At 45.8% G+C, this 15,410-nt stretch carries 11 protein-coding genes; 8 read left to right on the top strand and 3 right to left on the bottom strand.

Going from position 1 to position 15,410, the window contains the following annotated elements; translation table 11 throughout:
- The first annotated feature begins 9 nt into the window (after nucleotides 1-9).
- From tsf to ruvX, 7 genes are all read left to right on the top strand, one after another.
- Nucleotides 10-606: a translation elongation factor Ts gene (tsf, locus tag H5T88_03005; protein ID MBC7329307.1), complete on the top strand. Its 597-nt coding sequence runs from the start codon at nucleotides 10-12 to the stop codon at nucleotides 604-606.
- The gene (locus H5T88_03000; protein ID MBC7329306.1) at nucleotides 607-1,386 is read left to right on the top strand and encodes a UMP kinase; all 780 of its coding nucleotides are present in this window, start codon (nucleotides 607-609) and stop codon (nucleotides 1,384-1,386) included.
- Complete coding sequence (gene frr, locus H5T88_02995) at nucleotides 1,328-1,891, top strand: ribosome recycling factor (GenBank protein MBC7329305.1); 564 nt, start codon at nucleotides 1,328-1,330, stop codon at nucleotides 1,889-1,891. Before H5T88_03000 ends, frr begins: the two co-directional genes overlap by 59 nt.
- A 63-nt stretch (nucleotides 1,892-1,954) precedes the next feature.
- Nucleotides 1,955-2,914 (top strand): sugar kinase, encoded by a 960-nt coding sequence (locus tag H5T88_02990; protein ID MBC7329304.1) that lies wholly within the window; start codon nucleotides 1,955-1,957, stop codon nucleotides 2,912-2,914.
- 4 nt (nucleotides 2,915-2,918) lie between these two features.
- Entirely contained in the window at nucleotides 2,919-5,504 is a 2,586-nt protein-coding gene (alaS, locus tag H5T88_02985; protein MBC7329303.1) for an alanine--tRNA ligase, read from the top strand.
- Complete coding sequence (locus tag H5T88_02980; GenBank protein MBC7329302.1) at nucleotides 5,470-7,494, top strand: hypothetical protein; 2,025 nt, start codon at nucleotides 5,470-5,472, stop codon at nucleotides 7,492-7,494. The genes alaS and H5T88_02980 overlap by 35 nt, the downstream gene beginning before the upstream one ends.
- Nucleotides 7,491-7,904 carry a Holliday junction resolvase RuvX gene (gene ruvX, locus H5T88_02975; GenBank protein MBC7329301.1) on the top strand — a complete coding sequence of 138 codons (414 nt, stop codon included), beginning with the start codon at nucleotides 7,491-7,493 and terminating at the stop codon, nucleotides 7,902-7,904. Before H5T88_02980 ends, ruvX begins: the two co-directional genes overlap by 4 nt.
- 52 nt (nucleotides 7,905-7,956) lie before the next feature.
- Here ruvX and H5T88_02970 read toward each other — a convergent pair whose 3' ends face one another.
- Nucleotides 7,957-8,316 carry a CBS domain-containing protein gene (locus tag H5T88_02970; protein MBC7329300.1) on the bottom strand — a complete coding sequence of 120 codons (360 nt, stop codon included), beginning with the start codon at nucleotides 8,314-8,316 and terminating at the stop codon, nucleotides 7,957-7,959.
- Nucleotides 8,317-8,492: 176 nt separating this feature from the next.
- Here H5T88_02970 and H5T88_02965 point away from each other — a divergent pair, with 176 nt between their 5' ends.
- Nucleotides 8,493-11,924 carry a hypothetical protein gene (locus H5T88_02965; GenBank protein ID MBC7329299.1) on the top strand — a complete coding sequence of 1,144 codons (3,432 nt, stop codon included), beginning with the start codon at nucleotides 8,493-8,495 and terminating at the stop codon, nucleotides 11,922-11,924.
- Here the strand turns inward: H5T88_02965 and H5T88_02960 are convergent.
- The gene (locus tag H5T88_02960) at nucleotides 11,911-13,794 is read right to left on the bottom strand and encodes a right-handed parallel beta-helix repeat-containing protein (GenBank protein ID MBC7329298.1); all 1,884 of its coding nucleotides are present in this window, start codon (nucleotides 13,792-13,794) and stop codon (nucleotides 11,911-11,913) included. The two genes, H5T88_02965 and H5T88_02960, sit on opposite strands and share 14 nt — an antisense overlap.
- Nucleotides 13,778-15,385, bottom strand: a complete 1,608-nt coding sequence (locus H5T88_02955) for a hypothetical protein (GenBank protein MBC7329297.1) — start codon at nucleotides 15,383-15,385, stop codon at nucleotides 13,778-13,780. The genes H5T88_02960 and H5T88_02955 overlap by 17 nt, the downstream gene beginning before the upstream one ends.
- Nucleotides 15,386-15,410 lie beyond the last annotated feature (25 nt).

Here is a 15,410-nt window from a genome sequence, read left to right as displayed (position 1 = left end):
TGATAATTTATGCCTATAAGTGCTGAATTGGTTAAGGAATTAAGGAAGTTGACAGGCGCACCGCTTATGGATTGTAAGAAGGCATTGGAGAAGACGGGTGGTGATATTCAACAGGCGATGAATGTACTCAGGGAGAAGGGGATAGCTGTAGCTACAAAGAGGAGCGGGAAAGAGGCAAGGGAGGGCATTATCGTATCTTATATCCATCATAGTGGGAAAGTGGGTGTTCTCTTGGAGTTGAATTGTGAGACGGATTTCGTCGCGAGGACAGACGAGTTCAAACAGCTTGCTCACGATTTAGCTATGCAGGTGGCTGCTATGGCTCCCACCTACATAAGCAGGGAAGATGTTCCCCCCGAGGTTTTGGAGCAGGAGAAAGAAGTGCTTCAGAAATGGGCGGAGAGCCAGGGCAAACCACCCAAGGCGGTTGAGAAGATGGTGGAGGGAAGATTGGAGAACTTCTTCGCCAATGTATGCCTTTTGGAGCAACCGTTCATAAAGGACGAAGAGAAGAAGGTAAAGGATGTAATCGCGGAAGCGATGGGGAAGATAGGCGAGAAGATAGCGGTGGGAAGATTTACTCGTTACGAGATCGGGGAGGGTTAGATGGGTAGACCGAAATGGAAAAGGGTGGTGCTGAAGTTATCTGGCGAGGCTTTCGCTGGTAAAAAGGGTTTTGGACTGGATTTGGAGGAGATAGACAGGATAGCTGAGGAAATTAAGGAGGTGTGGGAGAAGGGGGTGGAGATATCAATCATAACGGGAGGAGGCAATATAGTGAGGGGAGCGGAGGTAGAGGAGATGGGGATGGATAGAGCGACGGGCGATTATATGGGGATGCTGGCAACAGTGATAAATGCTCTTGCTTTACAGGATGCATTGGAGAAGAAAGGTGTTCCTACAAGGGTGCAAACCGCAATAGAGATGCGGGAGGTTGCAGAGCCTTTCATTAGAAGGCGAGCTATCGCCCATATGGAGAGGGGTAGGGTAGTGATATTTGCAGCGGGGACAGGAAACCCTTTCCTTTCCACGGATACCGCAGCGGCGCTAAGGGCTGCGGAGGTAAAAGCTGAGGTTCTCCTTAAAGCCACCAATGTGGACGGAGTTTATGAGGAAGACCCTCGCCTCAAGCCAGACGCTCGCCTCTTTAAGAAACTCAATTACCTTGAAATGGTAAAGAGGGGTTTGCGCATAATGGATTATACAGCGGTTATGATGAGCCAGCAGGTCAACATACCAATCGTCGTTTTCAATATGAGAGTGAGGGGAAATATAACAAAAGCAGCCCTTGGCGAGGATATAGGAACTTTCGTAGGAGGGATTGTGTATGAAGAAGATAGAGGAGATAGAGAAGCAGTGCGAAGAGAGGATGAAGAAAGCCCTTGAGGCTACCGTCTCCGACCTCGCAGGGATAAGGACGGGGAGAGCGAGTCCCGCCCTTGTTGAAAAGATAGAAGTGGATGTCTATGGTGGGAAATATACAATACAAGAATTAGCCGCTATAAGCGTGCCTGAGCCTCGCCTTCTTCTGATTTCCCCCTGGGATAAATCAACCATCTCAGCTATTGAGAAAGCGATTCTCAAATCCCCTCTTGGATTAATGCCGTCTAACGATGGAAATGTTATAAAGCTTCCCTTCCCACCATTGAGTGAGGAAAGAAGAAAGGATATACTCAAGCTCGTGGCTAAAAGAATTGAGGAAGGTAAAGTGGCGATAAGGAATGTAAGAAGGATGGCTAATGAGGAATTGGAGGAGTTGAAGGACAAAGGAGAAGCTTCTGAGGACGAGGTTTTTCGGGCAAAGGAACGAATACAAAAGTTAACTGACAAATATATTGAGCTATTAAACGAGGCACAAAAGGCAAAGGAAAAGGAAATATTAGAGATTTAGGATTGAAAATTTTATACTATTGCCCTATGAGACGTAGTCAGCCACTATAAGGAGGTGTCCGAAATGCCTGAGGTAGTCTGCATAGGCATCCTCGTCGCCGATATCGTCGCTAAGCCCGTTAGCCAATATCCCGAGAAGGGCAGATTGGTTCTCGTTGATACAATAGAGCTTCATACTGGAGGATGTGCTTCAAACACGGCTGTTTCACTCGCCAAAATCGGAGTAGATACAGCAGCAGTTGGAAAGGTAGGCAAGGATGCATTCGGAGATTTCGTCATTGATAGTTTGAAAAAGCACGGGGTTGATATAAAGTGGATTAAGCGGGACGACAAAGCTTTGACTTCAGCTACGCAAGTCTTTGTCCATCCCGATGGAGAGCGTTCATTTATCCATTATATTGGAGCTAACGCGAATTTCCGTGAAGAGGATATTGATGAATCAGTTTTAGAGGGAAGTCGTATTGTTCACTATGCGGGATATTTCGTCTTATCATCTCTTGATGGCGAACCTTGTGCAAGAGTGCTGAAGAAAGCAAAGGAATTCGGCGCATTTGTCTCGCTTGATACAGTTTGGGATTCCCAAGGCAGGTGGATGAGCCTTCTTGAGCCTGTCCTCCCTCATCTTGACTTGATCATTCCTTCCATAGAGGAAGCACGAATGATAACAGGGAAGGAAAAGCCAAGGGAGATAGCCAAGGTTTTCCTTGATAAAGGAGTGGGAATGGTCGTCTTGAAGATGGGCAGTAAGGGTTCTTATGTTAGGACAAAAAATGAGGAAATATACATGCCAAGATTTGAGGTCATGCCAGTGGATGCGGTGGGCGCAGGCGATGCCTTCGCTGCTGGATTTATAACTGGACTCTTAAAGGGTTGGGATTTGGAGATGACGGCAAAATTTGCAAACGCGGTGGGAGCTCTCTGCGTAACGGCAATTGGGGCAACGACAGGCGTCCGGAGCCTTGAGGAAACCCTCAATTTTATGGAATCAACCCCCTTAGCGAAGGAAAGCGTGGATTTGGGTTAGAATGATGACAAGCGACGAATTACGTTCATTATTCCTTGAATTTTTTGAGAAGAGGGGGCACAAGATTTTGCCCGGCATCCCCCTCGTTCCAACGGACCCCTCCCTCTTATTGACTGGAGCGGGAGTCGTTCCCTTCCGGGCAATAATTGAAGGAAGAGAAAAGCCGGAATATAGGAGGGTTGCCACCTGTCAGAGATGTGTTCGGACAAACGATATCGAAAAGGTTGGCTTTACCACGCGCCACTTGACATTCTTTGAAATGCTGGGCAACTTTTCCTTCGGCGACTACTACAAGAGAGAGAGCCTCCTATGGGGATGGGAATTCCTTGTTGATGTGGTTAAATTGCCCAAGGAAAGGCTTTGGGCTTCCGTTTACGAGGGAGATGAGGAAGCAGAGAGGATATGGCTTGAGGAAATTGGGCTACCGCCTGAAAGATTGGTACGGCTCGGTAAAGAGGATAATTTCTGGGGTCCAGTGGGGGTCACGGGAGCCTGTGGACCTTGTTCGGAGGTTTATTATGACTTCGGTGAGGAATTAAGCTGTGGCTCGCCCAATTGCAAGCCTGGATGTGATTGCGACCGCTTTATTGAGCTCTGGAACCATGTCTTCACAGAGTTTTATCAGGATGAAGAAGGAAATCTCCATCCCCTCCCGACGAAAAACATAGACACTGGAATGGGATTGGAGCGCCTAGCTGCCGCCGTTCAAGGTGGTAAGAACTGCTTTGATGCGGATGTATTTCAACCGATTCTGAATTACATCGGCGAGATGGCAGAGGAGGACGTCCCAATAGCGCGGAAAAGGATAATAGCCGACCACATAAGAGCGGGTGTTTTCCTCATAGCTGATGGAGTTCTCCCCTCAAACGAGGGAAGAGGTTATATATTGAGGCGTCTACTTAGGAGAGCGGAGGTGCAGGGAATAATTTCCGGTCTACCAAGATTGTTCCTTCATCGCTTAGTGCCCGTTGTCATTAAGGTAATGAGAGCGGGTTATCCCTTCCTTGAGAATTATCAGGATTTCATCCTTGAGGAGATTAGAAGAGAGGAAGAAAGGTTCCAGCGCACCCTTGATTCTGGTCTTATCCTCTTTGAGGAGATGACCAAATCCTCAAAATTCCTAAGCGGAGAGGATGTCTTCCGTCTCTACGATACATACGGTTTCCCACTTGAGCTCACCTTAGAACTTGCTAAGGAAAGAGGGGTTGAGGTCGATATAGAGGGATTTCATTCCTCAATGGAAAGGCAGAGGGAAAGGGCTCGCCTGGCTCTTGAGGAGGAAAAATTGCCTCCAATCTATTCAGCCTTGACCCAGAAGCTTTCTCCAACAGAGTTCATAGGTTATGAGACCCTTGAGGGTGAAGGGGAAGTGCTAGCCCTTCTGAGGGAGGGAAAAAAGGTGGAGGAGTTGGAGGACGAGGAGGGAGAGATATTGCTTGATAGAACTCCCTTTTACGCTGAGGCCGGAGGGGAAGTTGCTGATACAGGTTATATTCGTTCTCCGGAAGGGGAGGTAAGAGTTAAGGATGTGCAAAAATATGGCTCGCTTATTTTTCATAAATGCGATGTAAAGGGGAAAATAAGGGTGGGGGATAAAGTTAAAGCGATAGTTGATGGGGAAAGAAGAAAATCAATTCAGAGGCATCATACAGCAACCCATCTCCTTCATGCCGCCCTTAAGCGGGTTCTCGGTCCCTTCGTCAGTCAGGCTGGTTCATATGTCGCGCCTGATAGGTTGAGGTTTGATTTTTCCTGGACAAAAGCTTTAAGCGATGAGGAAATTCAAAGGGTAGAGGAAATGGTAAACGAGAAGATAGTAGAGAATATAAAAGTTGAAACCTCTTGGCATCCCTTTAGGGAAGCATTGAATATGGGGGCAGTAGCTCTATTCGGGGAAAAGTATGGAGAGGTAGTGAGAGTCGTTAAGATAGGGGATTACAGCATAGAGCTTTGTGCTGGATGCCATGCTTCGTCAACGGGAGAAATCGGCTTCTTCAAAATCCTGGAGGAAAGCTCAATAGGTGCGGGATTGCGGAGGATTGAAGCTGTTTGCGGGATGCCCGCTTTGCATTATGTTCGTCGCCTTGAGGCAACCCTTAAGAAAGGGGCTTGGCTCTTACAGGGTGGGGTTTGGGAGTTGCCTCAAAGGGTGGAGAATCTCCTTGAGAGACTGAGAGCTTTGGAGGAGGAAAAGAAGGAGTTGGAGAGGAAATTAGCTGTTCAAGAGGTTGAGGGTTTCCTTTCCAGGGCGAAGGAGATAAAGGGAGTAAATGTCGTCGCTGAGAAGGTGGATGGAGTAGGAATAGAGGGCTTAAAGGGATTGGCTGACTCCCTTCTTGAACGAATGGGAAGTGGGATTGTTCTCCTGGGGAGCGAAGTGAATGAGCGAGCGGTATTTATCTGCAAGGTTTCTAAAGATATTGTAGAGAAGGGGTTGGGTGCTGATAAATTGGTCCGTGAAGTGGCGAAAGTCGTTAGTGGTGGCGGTGGAGGTAGCCCCCTATTTGCTCAAGCTGGAGGTAAAAACCCCGAGAGATTAGAGGAGGCTTTGAGTTTTGCCCTCCAATTGGTGGAGAGCGCTATTCCTTAGCCTTCTCTGCATACTTTCATTTCCTCAGAAAAAGACAATAATTTTCATCACAGAGGACATTGATTTCTCTGAGATATACCAGCTAAATTATCCTGCTTTTTCCTTTCTTAAAGAGAAGGCGAGTTGGGGTTTGCTTACGAGAAGGAGAAGGAGTAGATTGGAAGTTATAATAAGTGGAATCTCCGCAGGGAATTATCCTTTAATTAAAACTTCCCAAGTTCCACTTGGTTTTAATGTTGATGAAGAGGTAGAGGGTGTAAAGGCGAAGTATCTTTTTTATACGAGAACAGGAATAATGCCGCCAGATAATGGAGTTGTGCAAGTAGCGATGCAGGCGATAAAGATGTATAACGAGGAAAGGCAAAGCGGTGCAACCGTAGGTCTCTTAGGCTCAATATTGAGAGGAGCGGGTTATAAAACGGCGATTGTGGGAAATTCTGATGGGCTAAAGCCTAGAAGATTGGCAGTTCTTGTCGCTTGCGATGAAAATGGAATCGTTGATATAGGCGATGTGGGAAGCGATTTGCTGAAGAAGGAGCCTTTATCTGTTGCAGGGAAAACGATGGATATTGAGAAATTCAGGCTTGAATTAAATAGGGCAAAAAACGCATCTTTTATAGTGATAGATAGCGGGGAAATGGGCAGGTTTGTCCAATATGAGGAATTCCTTTCCCCTCAAGCATATGAAATTTGGCGAAAGGATTGCTTGAGAAGAATAGACGAGCTTTTAAACGAAGCTTTGCGAATCTATGAAAAAGGGGACCTTTTCGTTTTCCTATCCTTGATAGGGACTAAAAAGGGGGAACCTGACCGTTTATCAACTATTGCCATTTTGAACGAGGGGCAAAGGGGAAAACTACTTGTTTCTCCCTCAACTCGCTGGAAAGGGCTCGTTTCACTCCAGGATATAGCTCCCACTGTCCTTTCCTTTTTTAATCTCGTAATTCCCTCTTCTATGCACGGAAAGCCGATTGAATCAGCAGAAGGAAATTTACAGGAACTCGCAAACCTTTTTTTGTCATCCACCCTTGAGGGAGCTTCCCAGCCCATACTTCTCGGGGTCTTTCTGTCTCTCTACCTTATCGGCTTTTTCCTAACTATCTTTCGCATCACTAAATATCCTTTTCTCTTTTCTCTCCTATTCCCTTCTTCTCTTCTACTCATCTCTCTCTTCTCGCCTTCTCATCTTTCATCCTATATTATCATTCCCATCCTCCTCACTATTTCCCTCTTTTTTCTACTCTGGTTTATCTCCCTCAAAGCAAAGTTTCCTTTATTCCGCTCCATAATTATCTTCTTAACCGGGTTGATAATTTTAGATGCCCTCACCGGCGGGAAACTTTCCCTTCACTCGCCTCTCAATGTATATTCCTTAGGAGGGTGCCGATTCTATGGGATTGGGAATGAGTATGGGGGGATTCTCATCGCCACCCTCCCTTTTGCCATCTTCTTTCTTTCCCAAAGGGAATTTTTCCTTAAAGCTGGAATCTTGTTTTCCGCCCTTTGTGTTCTTCTCCCTTTTTGGGGGTCAAATCTTGGTGTTTCCCTTTCTCTTTTCTTACTTTTCCTGTTGGTCTCCTATTATAGGGAAGGGAAAAGGGGGCTTTTCATTTCTTTCACTGTCCTTTTAGCTTTAACAATACCTTTGAGTGTAATAGCTTTGATTGGAGGCTCCCATATCGGGCAATTTGCTCGTCTTGTGATAAAAGACGCTTATCAAAGTTTTCTTCTTTTACACAACAAACTGCTCCTCAATTTCAGCATAGTTTCTGAGAGTGGTTGGAAGGCGGGCGTGTTGGTATTATGCGGACTTTTTCTTCTTGCTCTGTTGAGGGGCATAAGATTGGAAAGGGAAATAGCTGATTTATACCCTCCCACTTTTCTTGCTCTTTTCTTCGCCTTTATAATCAACGATACAGGGGCAATTCTTATTCTCTTAGCCTTTCTCTATCTTCTGGCTATTTTTGTATTAGAGGGGAGTATGAAATGAAAAAAGGGAAGGTGTTAGCTATAGATGTTGGAAAGAGGAGGATTGGCTTAGCGGTAAGCGACGAAGGCAGGCGCCTTGCATTTCCCTTGGGGTTTTTAGAGGTTGAAGGAGAGGAAGTTGCTGTGGAGAAGATAGGGGAGGTGGCGGTGAGGGAAGGGGTAAAGGAGATTGTGGTTGGGATGCCATATTCCTTGAAAGGCAATATTACTCCCTCTACAGAGCTTGCAATTAGGATTGCTGAGAGGTTAAGAGAAAGGGGATTTCTCGTTGAGGAGGTAGATGAGCGATTAACGACGAAGGAGGCGGAAAAGGTGTTGGGGTTAGGGAAGGGGAGAAGAAGAAAAGGGGAAGCTGACAAGATAGCGGCTGTCTTGCTTCTTCAGGTTTTTTTAGATAGGGAGAGGATATAAAAGAGTGCGTCGCAGGGCAACCGCCCTGCGACGCACTCCTCTTCTTCTCTTCTTAATCTCCCGCGAATGCCTTAACGATGTCCGCTCTGCTCACTATTCCCACGAGCTTCCCTTCTTTGAGGACGGGAACGCGCTTTATTCCCTTCTCGGCGAGTATCTTAGCTACCTCTTCTACGGGCGTGTCCTCACAAACGGAGATGACCTCCTTCGTCATCAGTTCTCCCACAGTTTGCCCAGGCTTTTGGAGAAGGTCAGCCTCCGTGACAACGCCTATTACGCAGCAACCTTCCTCGTCTAATACCGGAACCCCGCTTATCTTGTTCCGCGCCAGAATCTTCGCCAATTCATCCCTCGTCGTTGACGGCTTCACTGTGATGACTTCCTTCGTCATAATATCCTTCGCTGTCTTCATTATTCCACCTCCTTTCTTTTTTAAGGTATTTAAATTTTAAAACAAAATGAAAATCCTGTCAATAAAAATTTTTAGACTGAAGGGGAAATTTCAAATATGTTAAATTTAAATGGCGATGGAAATATCGCTGATTTATAATATCCAAAAATAGATCAAGTAACCAAAAGGTGATGAATATGCGTAAAATAAACAACAACATAACTTTGCTTATCCTCGTTTTGATTTTAAGTTCCCTCCCACAGTGCTTGGGAATTTCCCAGCTGGAGAAGGGCTTCCGCAATCCGCCTAATTGGGCGAAGCCATGGGTTTATTGGTTTTGGCTCAATGGCTACATAACAAAAGAGGGCATAACCGCTGACCTTGAGGCAATGAAGAGGGCAGGCATCGGAGGGGTTTTGATAATGGAAGTTGACCAGGGAACTCCTCCGGGTCCGATTTCTTTCGCCAGTGAAGAATGGCGGGAACTGTTTAAATTCGTCGTCAAAGAAGCTGATAGATTAGGTTTAAAAGTTAATATGAATAACGATGCTGGTTGGACTGGTAGTGGTGGTCCATGGATTCCTCCTGAGCTGGCAATGCAAAGGCTTACTTGGAGTGAAATAAAAGTTGAGGGACCAAAATCAACTAAGATTCAACTCCCTCAACCTCCAACAAATCTGGATTTCTACCGAGATATCGCCGTTTTGGCTATTCCAGATTATCCAAACCAAGCCGTCATCCCGAATTGGGAAGGGAAGGCGTCTTTCACATTTTATCCCCAACCCTTCATCTTACCTTCTCGCCTTCCAGATACTGGTCAAGCGATTCCTTTGAACAAGGTCATAGACCTCAGCGCTAAGATGACCTCTAACGGAGAACTGAGTTGGGATGTTCCGGAAGGGAAATGGAGGATTATTCGCTTTGGATATACTCCTACTGGAGCTCAAAACGCACCTTCTCCCACCTCGGGACGGGGATTAGAGTGCGACAAGCTCAGCAGAGAGGCTGTTGAGTTTCACTTCAATTCCTTTATCAAAAAGCTAATTGACGATGTGAGACCGCCCGCAGGAAAAAGCTTTGTAGCCACGCATATAGATAGCTGGGAAGTAGGGGAACAGAATTGGACACCGAGGATGAGGGAAGAATTTCTGAAGAGGCGCGGTTATGACCTCTTACCATATCTTCCTGCTCTAATCGGCTTGGTTGTTGAAAACAGAGAAGTCTCCGAGAGGTTTCTCTGGGATTTCCGCAGGACTATCTCCGAGCTCTTACTTGAAAACTACGCTGGTGGAATGCGTGAACTGGCGAACAGATACGGGCTTCGCCTCTCCATAGAGGGATATACTACTTCTTTAACGGATGAGTTCGCCTATGGAGGACAAGCGGATGAGCCGATGGGGGAATTTTGGTCTTGGGGAAAATACGGAGCGAGTCCAAGTTGCACTGAGATGGCATCCGCCGGGCATACTCACGGAAAAAGAGTGATAGGAGCTGAAGCTTTCACGGCGGATGCAGGCGAGAGATGGCTGGGCTATCCGGGAAACATCAAGGATTTAGCGGATTGGGCTTTTTGCGAGGGGATAAATAGGTTCGTTGTTCATCGCTATGCTCTTCAACCTTGGCTTGATGTGAAACCCGGAATGTCAATGGGTCCTTGGGGATTACATTACGAGAGAACCCAAACTTGGTGGGAACAGTCAAGGGCTTGGCACGATTACCTCGCCCGTTGTCAATACCTCCTTCAGCAAGGGCTCTTCGTTGCTGATATATGCCTCCTCGTTCCAGAGGGGGCTCCTCAATCGCTCGGTGGTCAAGCAATTCTTCCGAAGTTGACCTCGCCGGGTAGACCATTTGAGCGCCCCGGTTACAACTTCGATTTCTGCTCATCAGATGTGATTTATAAAATGAAAGTGAAGGATGGTAAGATTTATCTTCCCGATGGGATGAACTACAAGGTGCTCGTACTTCCCCGCTATCCAAGGATGACGCCGCAACTTTTGAGGAAAATAGGGGAATTGATAAAGGAGGGGGCAACTGTAATAGGAGCGCCGCCAATTAGCTCGCCAAGCCTTGGGAATTATCCCAGATGCGATAAGGAGATTTCCCGGCTTATAAGGGAAATTTGGGGTAGCGATATTGCTCCCAGAAAGTTGACGATGAGGAAATATGGAAGGGGTAAGATAATTTGGGGCGGAAATTTCTCACTTGGCGAGGGTAAAGGGCTATCTCCATTAATAGAAATGGCGAAATGGATTTGGTATCCGGAAGGCAATCCCTTGCAAGCTGTCCCTCAAAATATAACTCGTTTATTCCGCAAGAGCTTTGAAGTTGAAAACAAACCAATGGAATCAGCGCTATTAACTATTACAGCCGATAACGAATTCAAATGTTATATAAACGGGAAATTGGTCGGTGAGGGAAACAGGTGGGAGGAGATTTACGATTTTGATGTCAAACGCTTTCTCAAAGAAGGGAAAAATGAAATCCTCGTTTCTGCTCGCAACGGCGGCGATATACCCAATCCGGCTGGATTGATATGTGCTCTTTTGATCAACTATAAGGACGGGGAAGTAAAATATGTCGTTTCCGATGGAAGTTGGGAATCTGCTATCTCCGATGTGTGGGTTCACGCTAAGGAGTTGGGTCCTTACGGCGTTGGTCCTTGGGGGAATATCGGTTCTCCCCCTATTTATTATGATATAGAGGAAATTTGTCAACTTTTAAGGAATATGGGGATTCCTCCCGATTTTTCCTATGAGCCGAGAGGGACACCAGGGAGCATCCGCTATATTCATAGAAGCTTGCCAGATGCGGAGGTTTATTTCGTAGCCAATCAAGAACCCCAGGAGGCTCAGATAAATTGTTCTTTCCGCGTCAAAGGAAGATTACCCGAGATTTGGTTGCCGGAAAGCGGAAAGATTATGCGACCGGAAAAATTCAAAGAAACAAAAGAGGGTACCATAGTTTCCCTTTATCTCAAACCATTAGAGTCGGTTTTCGTCGTTTTCCCCAAAACTAGTTCAAGGTCAAGATGGCTATCTCTTGAGGTTAAAAGGAAGCTTGCACTGGAAAAAGAGGTTAAGATAGAAGGGGAATGGGAGGTTCGTTTCCCGAAGGGATGGGGAGCACTGCAGAGAGTGGTATTCCCCAAATTGATATCCTGGCATCAGCATAGCGATGAAGGGATAAAATACTTTTCTGGCACAGCGATTTATAAAAAGGCGTTTTCCCTTCCTCAGAATCTTTACAGGAAAGACAAAAGATACATCTTGAATTTAGGAGATGTGGAAGTGATAGCCGAGGTAATGCTGAACGGAAGATATCTTGGAACTCTTTGGAAGGTGCCATATGAGGTAGATGTTACAGAGGCAATTAGAGCGGGTGAAAACGAGCTTTTGGTGAAAGTTACGAATCTTTGGGTTAATAGGATGATTGGGGACGAATTTCTACCCGAGGATTCAGAGCGTTATCCCAATGGAACTCTTGTCCGCTGGCCTGATTGGTTATTGCAGGGGAGGAAAAGCCCCACTGGACGCTTCACCTTCACAACTTGGAGGCTATGGAAAAAGGACGACCCCCTTCAACCATCCGGTCTTTTAGGTCCCGTTAAGCTATCTATTTGCCATTAATATCTTCCTTGGAAGCCTTTCCCACTTGCTTGTTGCCTTTATTGGGAACTGGATGTCGGCAGCCTGCTTGGAGGAAATTCGCAGGGCTATCTTGTTGAAAGCGGAAATCGTTGGCTTCTGGGTTAACAAACTTTGGCTCCGCGAAGATGCTATGAGCATCAAAACCGGTCTTTTTCTGCCAAAGTTCAATATCTCCAATTTCCTCCGATTTGGGACGCCAGGGAACGCCATAGAGAAATAGCTTCTCTTTCCCCTGGGCGAAGTAAAGGTTGTAATCTATAAGCATTTCAACCTTTAATGGGTCATAGACGAGCTGGGGATTATCTTTTACCCACTTCTCATAGGCTGATTCCTCCTTGAATTTTTCCTTTTCCGCAGGATGCCAGCCAAAAAAGGGATTATCATACCATAATGCAAGCTGATATCCTCTATTTCTCGTAATGACATTCCTTAAAATCATATGTCCTTTATTATGAAAGGCAATCTCTCCGTCTTCCGTTTGCAAGTGGCGAGGTCCCTGCTCCCTAAGGGCTATTCCATCTTTGTTTTCGTAAAATGTATTGCGAACCACGATACAATTCTCGCTTTCCGCAATCGTCAAGCCAGCTATCCCCCAATCAGGCCATTCCACCCTGCCCACAACTCCCACTCCATTTCTTAAAAATAAACTATCAAGCACTGTTATATTTCTGCTTATCTCTATGAAAAATCCCATATGTTCGTTCTCCTCAAACCGGCAGTTTTTAACAACCACATCCCTAACATCAATATCAAACCACAAGCCCGGACCTCCGTTCCTTCTGAAAACGCATCTTGTGAAGAATCCATTTTTTGCCTGTGCTAATTTGAATCCTCCCGCATCCCAACCCCTATTTATCGGTTTCCAACTGTTCCCCTCCCAAATACAATCCTCATTTAGGAAATTTTCCCCTATTGCCCCTCCGCCCGTATGTCCGCACCTCCTGATGATACATTTCCTCATAACCCCATTCACTGCAACGCCGCCTCCCGCCATCTCCTCAATAATGCAATCTTCAAGGAGATTATCACTCCCTAATAGCCACACTGCAGCTCTTTGAGGAAATGTGGCTGAGTGGCGGAATACAAAACCACGCACTTGAACGAATTGAACACCTTGGGGATTCTCCCAGGGACTGAGCCCGAATAGCTCTCCTCTCGTAGCGCATTCCACTTGATGGAGATTGGGGTCGGAACCATCGGAAAGCCAAAGATAAAGGATTTGATTCTTAGTATCGGCACAGAACATCCCACCAAAAGGTCCTCCTAAATTGGGAAGCGGTGGTTGAAGCACCGGGGAGGGTTTATTTTCTTTAAGAGAGGAGCTATGGAGGTGCCAGGCTTCCCGCAAATCATCAAGGGTGAGAGCGGGGAGGCAAAGCTTTCCATCTACTACGACCAATTCCGCCCTTCCCCAGAGCTTGTGCTCCTCATCGTCTGGGTGATGTTCAACAAGGGAGCCATCTGGACGGACATTAATGATGAAACGATGTGTCCATTTGATGGAATAAATTGGTTCCTCACCCTCGACTTTTTGCCAGTCCTTAAATATATCCGCTCCGGTTATGATAACAGAATGGGGAGGGTCGGCGAGGAAAGTTATGGGAGCGCCAGGCTTTCCGCTTTTTCTCAGCTTTATATGTTCCCTGTAAATTCCCGGTTTAACTACGACTATATCCCCTGGCTCCACTATCTGGGCGGCTTTATCAATTGTTTTAAAAGGAAGCTGAGGGGTGCCGGGATTGTCATCGGAAGCATTGGGATTTTGGCAGTCAACGAAATAAACCGCTCCCAGCGAAAAAGTGGCGGAGAAAAGAAGGAAAAACATAAACTGGTTAATAATTTTTCTCATAGAATCTCACCTCCAAATCTGAGAATTTGACATCATCCCAAATGATGTGCTTAACGAGGTCTTTTAGTTCCTCAAACGCGTTTTTAAGCTCTGTGTGAACGGGGATTAGATATCTCGGTCGCATTTTATCAACGATCTCAAACAAATCGTCTTTCGTTGCGTGTCCTGATGAGTGATAGCCTTCAGGGAATGTGGGTTTTCCAGAAGATTCATCAACAGTAAACCCTTTTGGTTGGAGATTGAGGAATTCCAACCAATTTTTTAATCGGACGAAATCTATTTCTTGTTCTTCATTATACGCCTCGCTTGAGGAGTAGATGTAAATCCCACCATCTTCGCAAACGATATCCGTCATATGAATGATATCAAAGAAGCTCAAGCAAAGGATATAGTCTCCAGGGTTTTCCCTTATCTCGCTTTGTTTGACAAATTTTTCAGCGTGTCTTTCCTTTAGCTTCTTCTCCCAGTTATCCCTTCTATCTTTTAGTTTCTCAAAAATAGCCAGGTTTTTTTCTTGAAGATAATTCGTTCCTTCAACGCTATCAAATACTTCAAGGAGGTAGATATCGTTAGTGAGAACACAGAGCTTGCGGTTTGTCTCCTTCGCTATGTCCAAGAAAGAGAGGAGCCGCTCAATATCTCGTGGCGCGAAGTCGGCTACGACAAGTTTTCCTTTGGCATCCTTAACCACTTCAAGACATTTGCTATAGACCTCTTCCTCGCTCGTTCGCTTTGGTACATTCTCTCCCAGATGAGTCCCCTCTATGATTAGGGCAAGGGGTTGGAGAGAGCTGGCTTTTTCAATGAACTTTTTCGTCATGCATCCTTTCTTCCCGTGAAGGCGAAGGTCTCCAGTATAGACAATCCAGCCGGAATCAGTTAGCAAGGCAAAAGCAGTAGCCCCTGGGATTGAATGGTCCACGGGAAAATAGCGGAATTTGATACTATTTATCACATCACCAGCTGTGGATAAGGGGGGCATCTCAAATAGCGTGTTTTTACCGTAAGGCGAGTAGCGCCAGAAGGTTTTCATTGCCGGGGTTATTTCGTCAAAGACGAAGCACCTTTTGCCTATCTTTTTGCTTTCCTCTTTTTCTCTTCCTGTAACTAAAATTCTATCATCCAACATTCCGCCCTCTTCATAGTATTTCTTTTTTGTTACATACACCATTTCCTCAAACAAACGCGAACGGCTTGTATCCTGCATAGCCTTCATAATCATTGCGGTCAAAGGTGAGCAATAAATGGGAATATCTTCTCGTAGAAAACCGATATGTTGGCAGTGGTCTTTGTGCGCGTGGGTGAGGAAAACCGCATCAACTGGAAGCTCTATATTCAAAATGGAATCTTTATTAAAGTCGCCAGGGAAAACATCGTCTCTATATACTCCTTTTAGAGGCGGAAGAAGCCCCAAGACGAGGAGGTCGTTGATTCCCCTTGCGTAGCGAGGTTTAAGAAATTCCTCATAATACTTTCCCCATCTCTTGTAATTCATCCCGAAATCCAGGAGAATCCCCGCATCTTTCGTTTGTAAATGTATCTTTGAGCCTCCTATTGTCCGTGCCCCATCAAGGATTGTTAGCTTAGGCATAGATTTCCCTCCTTATTAAGTTTTT

It is taken from the genome of bacterium, from assembly GCA_014360495.1.
In the GTDB taxonomy this organism is placed as follows: Bacteria; Armatimonadota; JACIXR01; order JACIXR01; family JACIXR01; genus JACIXR01.
Note: the sequence above shows the minus strand (reverse complement) of the source record. Positions and strands in the feature narration are given on the sequence as shown.

What these genes read in the sequence shown, in the direction of transcription:
- tsf (MBC7329307.1), top strand. Translation starts at nt 10, where the DNA reads ATGCCTATAAGTGCTGAATTGGTTAAGGAATTAAGGAAGTTGACAGGC.
- H5T88_03000 (MBC7329306.1), top strand. Translation starts at nt 607, where the DNA reads ATGGGTAGACCGAAATGGAAAAGGGTGGTGCTGAAGTTATCTGGCGAG.
- frr (MBC7329305.1), top strand. Translation starts at nt 1,328, where the DNA reads ATGAAGAAGATAGAGGAGATAGAGAAGCAGTGCGAAGAGAGGATGAAG.
- H5T88_02990 (MBC7329304.1), top strand. Translation starts at nt 1,955, where the DNA reads ATGCCTGAGGTAGTCTGCATAGGCATCCTCGTCGCCGATATCGTCGCT.
- alaS (MBC7329303.1), top strand. Translation starts at nt 2,919, where the DNA reads ATGACAAGCGACGAATTACGTTCATTATTCCTTGAATTTTTTGAGAAG.
- ruvX (MBC7329301.1), top strand. Translation starts at nt 7,491, where the DNA reads ATGAAAAAAGGGAAGGTGTTAGCTATAGATGTTGGAAAGAGGAGGATT.
- H5T88_02970 (MBC7329300.1), bottom strand. Translation starts at nt 8,316, where the DNA reads ATGAAGACAGCGAAGGATATTATGACGAAGGAAGTCATCACAGTGAAG.
- H5T88_02965 (MBC7329299.1), top strand. Translation starts at nt 8,493, where the DNA reads ATGCGTAAAATAAACAACAACATAACTTTGCTTATCCTCGTTTTGATT.
- H5T88_02960 (MBC7329298.1), bottom strand. Translation starts at nt 13,794, where the DNA reads ATGAGAAAAATTATTAACCAGTTTATGTTTTTCCTTCTTTTCTCCGCC.
- H5T88_02955 (MBC7329297.1), bottom strand. Translation starts at nt 15,385, where the DNA reads ATGCCTAAGCTAACAATCCTTGATGGGGCACGGACAATAGGAGGCTCA.